The organism is Lacibacter cauensis (assembly GCF_007830055.1).
In the GTDB taxonomy this organism is placed as follows: Bacteria; Bacteroidota; Bacteroidia; order Chitinophagales; family Chitinophagaceae; genus Lacibacter; species Lacibacter cauensis.
On sequence record NZ_VLLE01000006.1, the window covers coordinates 539218 to 551619 of the forward strand.

Sequence of the window (12402 nt, forward strand, 5' to 3'; positions counted from 1 at the left end):
TTGAAAGATGGAAGTAAATCATGCTTTAATTGACAAACTAAGCCTGCTGGCAAGACTGGATATTAAACCTGCCGAAAAAGAAAAGCTGCGGACCGACCTGGAGCAAATGATTGGCTTTATTGAAAAATTGCAGGAGCTTGATACCACGGGTATTGAACCCCTGATGCATTTAACCGAAGAAATAAATGTGCTTCGTGCCGATGAAGTAAAAGGATCTGTTGCAATTGATGCGGCTTTGCAAAATGCCCGTTTAAAAAAAGATCGTTTCTTTATGGTGCCCAAAGTGATCAAAAAATAAACTTATCATCTTTATGCAGTCAGTTATCCATCTTGAAAATCTCCGCAAAAGCTATTACCTCGGCAAACAGGAATTACCTGTACTAAAAGGCATTAACCTCGATATTTTTAAAAACGAGTTTGTAGCGCTGATGGGTCCGTCGGGTTCGGGCAAGAGTACTCTCATGAATATTCTCGGCTGCCTCGATACGTTGAGCGATGGCAAATATGTGCTTAATGGAAAAGATGTTAGCCGCATGAGCGATAATGATCTTGCGGATATCCGTAATCAGGAAATCGGTTTCGTGTTTCAGCAGTTTAACCTGCTTCCACGTTTGTCGGCTTTGGAAAACGTAGCACTGCCATTAATTTATGCGGGCGTTTCAAAAAAAGAACGCAACGAGCGAGCAATGGAAATGCTGGAGAAAGTAAAGCTTGCCGATCGTTATCATCATAAACCAAACGAATTAAGTGGGGGTCAAATTCAGCGTGTAGCCATTGCCCGTGCACTGGTAAACCGTCCTTCCATTATTTTGGCAGATGAACCTACCGGTAACCTCGATTCGAAAACATCGGTTGAAATTATGCACCTGCTTACCGATATTCATCAACTGGGCAATACAGTTGTACTGGTTACACACGAAGAAGATATTGCCGGCTATGCCAAACGTGTTGTTCGCTTACGTGATGGATTGATTGAAAGCGACAAAAAGAAAGAAGAACTGATAACAGGTTAATTACCTGCTTTAACTTTATAAATGTGGAGAGTTTACAGCTCTCCATTTTTATTTACAACCTTTTGAAGTCTACTTTTGTTAACACTAGAATTGACGAAATATGGCACACAAGATTTACACAAAAACAGGCGACCTCGGTAAGACAAGTTTAATTGGCGGAACTAAAGTTCCGAAAAGCCATATTCGTATTGAAACCTATGGCACAGTTGATGAACTCAATTCCTACATTGGTCTTGTTACCGATCATGTAGCCGATGTGCATACAAAAGCTGTATTAAAAGAAATTCAGGACCGATTGTTCACCATTGGATCTTCACTTGCCTGCGATCCCGAGAAAGAACCCAGGATGAAAATTCCAGACCTGAAAGAAAGTGATGTGGAGCTGCTGGAAAAAGAAATGGACAAGATGAATGAAGCGATTCCACCCATGAAGTTTTTTGTACTGCCCGGCGGTCATGTTTCTGTAAGTACCTTGCATGTGGCCCGTTGTGTATGCCGCCGCTGCGAACGTTTATGTGTGCACATGCAGCAGGAAGAAATGTTTGTTGAACCGCTCGTGATCAAATACATCAATCGCTTAAGCGATTATCTATTTGTGCTGGCCCGTTATACGGGGCATCAATTGGGTGTAGAAGAAATTCCATGGAAGCCAAGAGTGTGAGAAGAAAGTACGAGGAACGAAGTTAGAAGTACGAACTAATTGCCGCAATAAATACCTTCCGTATACTTGAAGCAATCTGGTGATGTTAATACATCGTGTCCATTAATTGGCACTTCCATTCACAATTTTGCCGTCTTTCATGTGCACAGTTCTGTCGCATTGAGCTGCTAACTCTTCATTATGCGTAACAATTAAAAAAGTTTGGTTGAATTGTTTGCGCAGATCGAAAAACAATTGGTGTAACTCACGGGCATGCGTACTATCTAAATTACCGGTAGGCTCATCGGCCATAATAATATCCGGGTTATTGATGAGTGCTCTTGCAACAGCTACACGTTGTTGCTCACCCCCACTTAATTCAGCAGGTTTGTTGTTCATCCGTTCAGCCAAGCCAAGCATCTTCAATAATTCAATGCCTCTCGTTTCAACTTCTTTTTTCCTCTTATTACCCAGCCATCCCGGAATGCACACATTTTCCAAAGCGGTAAACTCCGGCAATAGATGATGAAACTGGAAAACAAAGCCAATGTGCTTGTTGCGGAATGCAGCCAGTGCGTTGCCCTTTAGCTTATCTACCTGCACATTATTCAACAGCACCTGTCCCCCATCAGCCTCATCCAGCGTGCCTAAAATATGCAGCAAAGTGCTTTTTCCTGCCCCGCTGCTTCCTACCAGGCTCACAATTTCGCCTTTTGCAATTTCAAGGTCTACTCCCTTCAGCACCTGCAGACTTCCGTATTGTTTTGTTATCTGTTTACAACTTAACATGCATCTTATCTCCGTTATACAAACCTAAGCTATTGAACCGTAGCACCAAACAGGCAATAAAAATTCCTTTTATGCTGTTATGCACATACTTAACAAAGCAGATTTGGTTATTTCAGCAGGAGAGTTACATTTGCGGAAAATTAAAGGGTTACCTTATGTTCTGGACACTTGAATTAGCCTCGTACCTCGAAGACGCTCCCTGGCCTGCTACAAAGGATGAATTGATTGATTATTCGATCCGCAGTGGTGCACCCATTGAGGTAGTAGAGAACCTGCAGGAGTTAGACGACGAGGGCGAAATTTACGAAAGCATTGACGACATCTGGCCTGATTATCCAAGCCAGGAAGACTTCTTCTTTAATGAAGATGAATATTAAGCAAGCTGTAAGTTTACAGCTTTTAGCTAGTAGCTAAAACATTATTCAACCCTGCCCCAAATGGCAGGGTTTGTTTTTCTTCTGAGCTTGTCTGATCACCCGAAAGGTGACTGTACAAGTAACGCTATTTTAGACGATGCCAGCAACTTTCAGGCGACCATACATTAAACCGTCAGCTCAATTCTGTTTTTCTCGGGATCGAGTATAACACTTTCATAGTACCCATCACCGGTAGTTCTTGGCCCATCCAGCACTTCAAAACCATCGGCTTTAAATTTTGCAGTCATCTCATCCACCTTTTCTTTACTGCCTAATGAAATGGCGAAATGAATAAGCCCGGTGAACTGTTTGTAAATATCATCATTTGTATCAGGCACGGTTGGCATCTGCATCAACTCTAACCTTGGCCCTTCGGCAAACGAAAGAAAATACGATTGAAATTGTTTTACAGGGTTGATGTATTTACTGTTAGCTGTTGCAGCAAAATAATTACAATAAAAATCTTTCATCAACTCCAGGTCTTTTACCCAAATAGCAAGATGTTCAATATGCATGATTATTTCTTAAACGTGTATTTGAAATAAAGCAATACCAACGACAGAAGGAAAATGAATCCATTACACAATACAACCGGCAACAGTACCGGGTTATTGAAAAAACCATACACCAACCAAACCAGTGTACTGGTTGTTACAATGAGGATGGTGTACAAGCTCAGATCACCCACACTTTTACTTTGCCAGGCTTTATACACCTGCGGCACAAACGTAATACTGCTGAGGAACGAACCAAAAAGACCAACGGCTTCTACCCAATTCATAAGCTTTACTTTAAAATTAAAAAGTTGACAGGCATAGAACCTGTCAACTTTTTTAATTGTTTATCTACAACAATAAAACATGTTGTGTACACTGTTTTATTCTTTTTCCATCTGCTCAATTACTTCAGCTGTCACACCGGTAAAGCTGAAACCACCATCGTGGAAAAGATTTTGCATGGTTACCATACGTGTAAGATCGCTGAACATTACGGCAATATAATTTGCGCAATCTTCTGCACTTGCATTACCCAGCGGACTCATTTTTTCTGCATAGTTAATAAACCCATCAAATCCTTTTACCCCACTGCCTGCGGTTGTTTTGGTTGGCGATTGTGAAATGGTATTAACACGTACTTTCTTCTTAACAGCATAGTGGTAACCGAAGCTGCGTGTTACACTTTCCAGCAGCGATTTTGCATCAGCCATTTCGTTATAGTCGGGGAACACACGTTGTGCAGCAATATAAGTAAGCGCCACTACGCTTCCCCAATCGTTAATGGCATCCATATCCCACGCTGTACGTAACACACGGTGCAGGCTCATTGCAGAGATATCGAGTGTTTTTGCATTCCACTCATAATTCAGTTCTGTATAATGTTTGCCTTTACGAACGTTTAAGCTCATACCAATTGAATGCAGTACAAAATCAACTTTACCGCCAAAATGTTCCATCGACTTTTCGAACAGATTTTTCAAATCGTCCATATTGGTAACATCGGCACCAATTACAGGAGCATTACCACAAGCTTCAGCCAGTTTATTGATTTCGCCCATACGCAAAGCCACAGGCGCATTGGTTAACACAATCTGTGCACCTTCTTCGTAGCACTTCAACGCTGTTTTCCATGCAATTGATTTCTCATCCAATGCACCGAAGATGATGCCCTTTTTTCCTTTCAATAATTGATGACTCATAAACTTTGATTTGGGGTCAAAAGTAAGGAAGATGGAGCAGAAACAAGACACGGGAAGTAAGGCCAGAGCGAAAGGCACAAGTGACAAGGTACAAGAGCCAAAACACAAGCGGAAAGCTTTACAGCCATAGTTTACTTACTTTTAATGTATGATGACGATTCAACAAACCGACAATGGTAAAAAAGGTGCGTTTTACATGGAAGAAAACGGCGAACGCCTTGCAGAGATGACCTATGTATGGGCTGTTTCAGGCATGTTTATCATTGACCATACAGAGGTTAGTGATAAGCTTGCAGGTAAAGGTGCAGGCAAACAGTTAGTAGCAAAGGCTGTAGATTTTGCAAGGGAGCAGAAAGTAAAAATTAAACCACTTTGCCCGTTTGCTAAATCGGTGTTTGATAAAACACCGGACTACCATGATGTATTATGATGTTTCTGCGAACAACCAGCAGACATGTATTAAAACGTTACCCGTTTCTGCAATAAACAAAAACGCCTCGGAAAAATCGGGGCGTTTTTGTTTATCATCATTGCTTACTGTGCTAAACTGATATTGATCTGCACACCGGCTCTTGTGTTTACTACCGGCGGCGGTGTTGCAATATAACCGGTAACCCTGTTTTGTTCGAAGAACAAACGTAAACGGATACGGTTGTTCAATACATAATCGATCGATGGATTGATGGACAGAATTTTCTGCCCGCCTGTTGGAATAGTGTTGCGCTGATCGAGAATGTTGTTGGATGTTGCATTATCCCGATACGTAAGATCGAAACGGAATGTAAGATCGTTCGATAATGTTTTACTGTCATTTTTGCTGAACGGCACTTTAAACGGCAGTTTCAATCCACGCTTGCGGTAACCTGCTCCAACAGTTATTTCTACACTGCGCACTTCACTCACCTGGAAATCGATCAAACTTAAACTGATGGTACGACTACGGCCATAATCAAGCTTAAAGTTTACCTGGCTGGTTGTTTGCACATCAATACCAATCAATGGTGAGAAACGTTCGCTGATGGTTAAGTTGGGTACAATGAAGAACGGTACAAAATTGTTCGACACCGGATCAACAAACGATGGGAAACCATAACCAAACTGATCGGCATACAGCAATGCACTTGTAAAGTTGTTCATGCTGAGGTTGCTGCTGTAACCATGCGTAATGCTGAAGTTGGTAAACAACCGATCCATGCCCGGCAAACGTGTTAAACCATTATACGTTAAACGCCAGTTGGGCTTTGGAAAATAACGCTTGAACGGATTATCGTTAATACGTTTATTCGACTGATCTATCAATCCCACCTTCAACGGATCCTGATCGGTATACGCTGCTATAAATGCAGGAATCAATACATCCTGTGCATAACGTCCATAACCTTTGTAGTAGTTGTCAGCATTAGGAGTTTGACTGTAAGGATTCGCTTCACCCAATCGCTTCGACAGAATCAAACGGTTGGCTTCAAACTGCAGGAACGTTTCGCCGGGTGTGGTTGCCGAAAATTTCCTAAACATGGTTTGGTAAGAAATAAAGCTGATGTCGAAACCACCACTTGCTAACGGACTCAAATGACCGAAAGTTCCGTTACCCGTTGTATCCTTAAACAGTTGCGAGTAGTTTTTACTGAACGAACGTGTAAGGTTTAAGTCAATTGTAAAATCTCTAAACGGCTCTACAGTAGCTTCTGCTTTCAGCTCTTGTCTGTAACTCTGCGTAAACAGGTAGTTAAAGTTGGTGTCTCTTGTAATCCATCCTTTTTGTGCAGCACTGTTCAGCCATGCATTATCCGGTTGTTTACCGAAAACATAGCCGAGGCTTGGCGCACCACTTCGCCAGTTCTGACCAAGATATTGTGTACTGTCGAGATAGCCCGGCAGTCTTGAATTAAACGACTCGTTATAATTGAGGTTAATGCTCTTTACAGAAGTAAGCAACTGGCCAAAGAAACGTGCTGCACCCGATGGTTCGTATTGCAGGCTCTTATCTTTCTTGGCTTCTAAACGGTTTAACCTGCGGAATAATTTTGCTACATATTTTTTGCTTTTACCAACAGTATCTTTTGGATTGAACTTAATATTAGGCGATGCGAGTGCAGCAGGTGCATTCGGATCTTTTTCGGTTTCGAGCGCACGCAGGAACTTCGATTTCTGGTACAGTCTGTTAAAATCGAGCTGGCCTGTAAACACTCTTGTTTGAGAATTTTCAATTGTGTTACCAAGACTTACTGCAAGACGTGATGCACCGATCCAGTTGTACGTTGTTGAATAATTGAATCGTGCAGTAGTCCAATCAAGTGCCGGAATTTTCGCCAGCGGCAAATTGTACGATGCGTTTGCTGTTTGACGATAGATGGTATTCCTACCGCCTTTCAGCAGGTTTGTACGCACACTGTCTTTTTTCTGTTTTGTATTGATGCGTCCAAACGGCTCATCCACACGTGAATTATTTGTGGCACTGAAATCGATATTGATGGAACGTGTAAGATCCCAACGCATGTTGTACACACGGTCGAACACAAAATACTTATCGTAGGTTTCCGGAATTTTAAACGGACTTGGCGCTACACCCGGTATGGTTACTTCTCTTGCACGCACAGCACCAAACTGGCGGTTGATATCGGCACGGAAACTCAATAAGCTCGGGCGGTAGTTGAAATTGAAATCTTTTACAATATTCCACCAGGGGCTTCTGTACTTGATCATTTTCTTAAACGGCTCAATAAACTTCGGTTGTGGTGCATAGTTGTAACCAAGACCGGCATAATGTTTTTCCACTACATCGTTTTCAATAAGCGGATTACGTTTTTCGGTTTTGGTGTACGAATAACTCACATCAAAGTTGGAAACATCATAAATCTGTGCGGGCTTACCATTGGTTTTATTTTTCCGCATGTTGGTTACGTTCACCGTTGTAATAGCAGAAAAATCCTGTGCAAGATTTTTAACCGAGTCTTTGTTGTTTACAGTTTGAAGTTTGTCTTTAAACTTCACATCCTGGTCGTATGGATCGTATTCAGGATTCATTACCGTTTGCGAATAGCTTGCGTAGAACGGAATTTCCAATCCTGCTTTCTTTGGTAACAGTTTACCTAACTGTAAATTAGTAGCAGCATCAAACTGTGTAAAAAATTCACGGCTGCGTTCGTTTACTCGTTGTTCAATAGTACCAAAGCCTGCGCTGCGTGCAGATGCTGAAACGGAAATGGTGCCAAGATCTGCCAACTGAATATCTACACGACCGGTAGCAGCCCAACCGCCTTTTTCATCGAGTCCGCTTAAACGCAATTCGTTTATCCAAACTTCTGTACAAATAGAAGCGGTGTTATCGTTCTTGTTATTTTCAATACCAACAAGGAAACCCTTTACCTCTCCAAGATTCGGATTACCCTTTACTGCCCAACGGATACCATTGCCCCTGTCTTCGCTGTACATCATACTTACCGAACCGGTACGGCGCAATTTAAACCGCACCAATTCTTCCAGATTCACATCAAACTGGTTGGCATTGGGCCATTGTGCACTTGTGCTATCGTCTACTTTAGGTCTGGGATAAGTTCCCCAAGGTGTAACCTTCAACGGCATCCGTACTTCATAAAAGTTATTTACAAAGTCGGTACCAAAGCGAATTACTGCAATGGCTTCTCCGTCTTTCAAATTATCGGTTTTACCTCTCGACTCTGCATGCATAAACATGCGTACACGTTTGTACTGGCGTAAATCGTGATTGAGTGTTTTAAATACTGCACGGGCATCACCATCCTGTAAATCGCATACCTGCATACTTAACGAAGCTTCGTTTTGCAACAGGTTTACACCATTGTTACTTAACTGCTGTACACGCTCTACGCCCTGTGGTGTTACATAATTTACAGGCACACGGTTATCGTTCTCTTCAATATTTACTGCTGTTACGTTAAACGAAGTAATACCCTGGTTTTGCAATGGCAGATACTGCCCTGTTGTATCGAGTGTGTATGGATGTGAACGCCACATATTACGCACCAGTTCCAGTTTACCAAAACGCATCACCAACGAATCTTCAAAGCCCGTCATAAACATCCGCATAAAACGGATCGATTTAAAGTCGGGGATATTGCCCACTTTCTGTTCGTAATCTTTAATTGGAATACGGAAAAGGAACCAGGTTTCTTTACGTGTGTTTCCATCTGCAAGCTTTACATCTACTTCTCTTCTGTCTGCAATATAGTTTTGCCCTACCTGCATCAGCGGATCAGTTTTCGGACGCAATTCTAAATGATACTGGAAGTATTCTTCTACTTCATTCAACGTATTATCCCGGTTCAGATCTTCATTATCCGGATAAAGTGTTGATGCAGATGTGTACTCAACATTGTTGTTTGCAATAGGACTGTTGCCTTGCGGATTGTTGAAATTTTTATAGCGGCTAAGAATGCTTGCATTATCGGGCTGATCGACACGGAAGTGTTTATAGTTATCACTTGAAGGATCGGCCAGCAAACGTTGATAAGCAGCGCCTGTACCAAAATTGTTACTGAACTGTGTAAGGAATGAATTGAACACTCTCACCTCTGCACTGTCGCTACGTCCATCAAAACCAACATCCTGTTGCGGACGTTCTTCAGGTATATTACTGAAGGCTTGTGCAATCTGGATTGGATTGCGGGGAACACGAGCCCAGTTACTGAAATCTTCACGGGCAGGTGTTTGTGTTGTGCTTAATCCGTTCTCGTAAAAACGACGACCATCTTTTAAAATGTCTTCCGAAATATTACCGAGGTTGAAGTACATCTGTCCGCCCGTACTTGTGGGATTAAGAATGAACGGATCCTGCACCCACATTTCTATAAACTCGATATTGTTTGTTTCAAAATCAATCTGGTCGATGGCACGCATAATACCACCCCATCTTCTTGTTGGATTCAACAGGCGACCGTTGGAAGGATTGATGCTGCCATTGCGTGCATCAAAATTATACGGACCACGTTCTGTTGGATAGAACGCCATATCAAAAGTAACCAACTGGTTTTGCCCGAGGTCGGGTGTTACCTGCGGAAATATTTCCTGTCTGTTTACAAAACGTACACGTGGATCGGACAATGCAGCTAAATTATCGCCCAACGGATTATTCGGATCACGACGTTGCTGCAGCACCGGTTCAATATTATACCAGGCGAGTTTTGCACGGTTGTAACCGTATTGCAGATCATCGCTTAAACCGGCTTCAGGAAATAATTCCACACCAAAACGATCTTGCGCTTTAAAAGGCGTTGACGCAAGCGACCACGCAATGAACGGAAAGCGCAGATCAATACCGTTACGTGTTCCTTCAAAATCATCTATATACACTAAACCGCCACCACCTTTTTCGGGGCGAATCTGTTTAGCAGTACTAGGAATAAGTTGTGCACCCTCTCCATACATTGTAATGGACGATGGTGTTTTTGTTGAGTAGAATGGTAATGCATCGAGCCACTTGCTGAGGCGCTTCCAATCGCTGCGGTAATTCACATCTCCACCAATCATGGTATTCCGGATGGGATCATCACCATAATTCATTTTGGTAAAGAAAGGCCGCTCACCTAAACGCATTACAGCTGCACCAAGGTTCAACTGTTTGTTTTGTTTTTCGATGGCTTTATAATCTAACCGCAATGCCATGAAGTTGCGGTTTTGCATACCGAACGTAGCATTGTTTTCAAAACTTGCATTAATAGGCACTCCCGAATTAACAATTGCCTGGTTAATGATGCGGACAGTACCTAAATTATAATCGACGGTGTAGTCAACATTTTCACGCAACATTTGTCCGCCGGCAGAAACGGTTACCGAACCTTGTGGCACATTGAATGCACCAAGCGAAATATCGCCGCCACCACCTGCACTGCGAGATGCACCACGGAACACATAACGGTTCAATTGCGGCGATTGCTGTGCCACCCATTTAATCGAGTCGTAAAGAGGATAGAATAAATATTTCTGTCGCAGTTCAATAGAGTCCACACCACGGAAAATATATTCAAGGTCTTTACCAAACGGTTCGAGTGTTGGGAAAATAACACGGCTTAATTGCGAGTTAACCGTAAAGCCTTCCACATAATCAAATACACCATCGGGCTGCGGATCGTTTTGATTATTTAAACGATCAAGATTCACCAGCTCAAGAATAGGACGGCCCTTTTCTTCGCCCTCGGGGATATATCTTTTTTCGCCACCACCGGGTTCCTGATAAAGAATATTCAGTTTAAAATCTTTACGTTCCAGCTGACCATAACCAACCGAATACACGTTCTTCATCATCAAATCCCAAATGGGCAACAACGAACGTTGCGATGTTGCTTTCAGCATTTTCAGGAACAATACTTTTTGTGTGCCGCTGTTATTTGCCGTTGTATCGGGCGTAACATCGTTCGAAAATTCGCCCACCTGGTAAACTTTACCATTGACAGTGTATTGGAAAGCAATACCCAATACTTCATCGGGTTGCAGAACTGTGTTGAGTGAAAGAAAACCGATTTGCGGATTGAAATAAAATTCTTCGGGGCGGAGCTTACGTGCAAAGGTGCGTTCGAAATCCTGTACTGCTGTTAAACCAAAACTGGTTAAGCGGTTGGTTACAAGCGAAGCATCACGTGTTGCCGGATCGTTCACCATCCGCTGATACAGATCGTTCGCATCGTTCGATGGCAGTTCGGAAGAAGTTAATGGAAATACATTGCTGTTGTAAGGTTGCGATTCGCCCAAATCCATCAACGCTACAACATTTCTGTTTTCGGTTGTTGATCCTGTGCGGTTGGTAACCCACACTTCCATACGAAGAATTTGTACAGGCGTTGTTACCGCCGGCACATTCTTCATGTTCTTGTTATAATTTTTACGGAAGTACTGCGCCATTAAGAAGTGGCGGTTCTCTTCGTACTCATCGGCTTTTACCTGGAACTGTTGCAAACCTGTACCACCTGCAAGCTGCATTTGCTGCCGGTTAGAGTTTTGATTGGCCAGTACTGCAGTAATGTACAACTTACCAAACTGCAACTCTGTTTTTAACCCAAACAAAGCGGAAGCACCCGGCATTAAAGTACCCTTTGCAGGAAACTGGATATTACCTGCTTCAATACGTTTAATGATGGCATCGTTATTACCGGAATAGTCCAGCTTCAGCTGGTTTTCGAACTGGAAGTTGGCAAGTGTATTATACGTAACGGGGAAATTCAGCTTGTCACCAATCTTGGCGTTTAAACCAAAGTTGGCGTTCATATCAAAATCGAAGGTTCCGTTTTTACGGGCACGTTCGGGTAAGGTTGGGTTTTTAATATTCTGCCCGAGATAACCGGCTGTTAACGTAACATCTCCCTGCGGACGGATTTCAACTTTAGGAATACCGGTTGTGCTGAATAAACGGTTAAAAAAGCTGGGGCGTACCTGCAGCTTGGGGTCTTGTATTTTACGGTTAAGGTTAAGCGTTGTGTTTAAGCGACGCTGGAAATACTCCCGTTCGTCCTGTCGGCTTTTGTAAGCCAGCATTTCTTCGAAGGTGAGATAGCTTGGCTTGCGAAACCAGCTACGGCCGATCTTTTCGTAAATGTAATAGCGCTTGGTTGCCGGATCGTACGCAATAGAATCTTTGATATTCGAAGGTCGTTGCAGATCGAACGTATTTCTATTGGGCTCGGTAAAGGCATCGCCACGACGGTCGGTAAGCGGGAAACGCAGACTATCTTTTCCGGGAACAGTATCTCTTACAGGAATATCGAACGAATGAGCACCACCGTAACTTGCCAATGACAGGCAGGTAGTTACAATGGTCAGAAGGGCATAGATGCCAGTTATGGTGCGTTGCATCAGGGTCAAGGTCTCTAAGCAAATAAG

10 protein-coding genes are annotated in these 12402 nt (G+C 42.7%); 5 read left to right on the forward strand and 5 right to left on the reverse strand.

Going from position 1 to position 12402, the window contains the following annotated elements:
* Positions 1-7: 7 nt before the first annotated feature.
* The 3 genes from gatC (at position 8) to IQ13_RS18990 (ending at position 1674) form a co-directional block, all read left to right on the forward strand.
* Positions 8-298 (forward strand): Asp-tRNA(Asn)/Glu-tRNA(Gln) amidotransferase subunit GatC, encoded by a 291-nt coding sequence (gatC, locus tag IQ13_RS18980; RefSeq protein ID WP_144888214.1) that lies wholly within the window; start codon positions 8-10, stop codon positions 296-298.
* Positions 299-311: 13 nt separating this feature from the next.
* On the forward strand, positions 312-1013 hold the full coding sequence (locus IQ13_RS18985) for an ABC transporter ATP-binding protein (protein WP_144888216.1): 702 nt from the start codon (positions 312-314) through the stop codon (positions 1011-1013).
* Positions 1014-1113: 100 nt separating this feature from the next.
* On the forward strand, positions 1114-1674 hold the full coding sequence (locus IQ13_RS18990) for a cob(I)yrinic acid a,c-diamide adenosyltransferase (protein ID WP_144888218.1): 561 nt from the start codon (positions 1114-1116) through the stop codon (positions 1672-1674).
* A 102-nt stretch (positions 1675-1776) separates the two neighbouring features.
* Here IQ13_RS18990 and IQ13_RS18995 read toward each other — a convergent pair whose 3' ends face one another.
* A complete protein-coding gene (locus tag IQ13_RS18995) occupies positions 1777-2442 on the reverse strand; it encodes an ABC transporter ATP-binding protein (protein ID WP_144888220.1) in 666 nt (221 codons plus the stop codon).
* A 155-nt stretch (positions 2443-2597) separates the two neighbouring features.
* On the opposite strand from IQ13_RS18995, the gene IQ13_RS19000 reads away from it, so the two are divergent.
* A complete protein-coding gene (locus IQ13_RS19000; protein WP_129130154.1) occupies positions 2598-2819 on the forward strand; it encodes a DUF2795 domain-containing protein in 222 nt (73 codons plus the stop codon).
* A 164-nt stretch (positions 2820-2983) separates the two neighbouring features.
* Here IQ13_RS19000 and IQ13_RS19005 read toward each other — a convergent pair whose 3' ends face one another.
* From IQ13_RS19005 to IQ13_RS19015, 3 genes are all read right to left on the reverse strand, one after another.
* Positions 2984-3373: a VOC family protein gene (locus IQ13_RS19005; protein WP_144888222.1), complete on the reverse strand. Its 390-nt coding sequence runs from the start codon at positions 3371-3373 to the stop codon at positions 2984-2986.
* A 2-nt stretch (positions 3374-3375) separates the two neighbouring features.
* Complete coding sequence (locus tag IQ13_RS19010; protein ID WP_144888224.1) at positions 3376-3639, reverse strand: SWEET family sugar transporter; 264 nt, start codon at positions 3637-3639, stop codon at positions 3376-3378.
* 96 nt (positions 3640-3735) lie between these two features.
* A complete protein-coding gene (locus IQ13_RS19015; RefSeq protein ID WP_144888226.1) occupies positions 3736-4554 on the reverse strand; it encodes an enoyl-ACP reductase FabI in 819 nt (272 codons plus the stop codon).
* A 148-nt stretch (positions 4555-4702) separates the two neighbouring features.
* On the opposite strand from IQ13_RS19015, the gene IQ13_RS19020 reads away from it, so the two are divergent.
* On the forward strand, positions 4703-4984 hold the full coding sequence (locus IQ13_RS19020; protein WP_242009588.1) for a GNAT family N-acetyltransferase: 282 nt from the start codon (positions 4703-4705) through the stop codon (positions 4982-4984).
* A gap of 104 nt (positions 4985-5088) precedes the next feature.
* Here IQ13_RS19020 and sov read toward each other — a convergent pair whose 3' ends face one another.
* Complete coding sequence (gene sov / locus IQ13_RS19025) at positions 5089-12375, reverse strand: T9SS outer membrane translocon Sov/SprA (RefSeq protein WP_144888228.1); 7287 nt, start codon at positions 12373-12375, stop codon at positions 5089-5091.
* Positions 12376-12402: the final 27 nt, after the last annotated feature.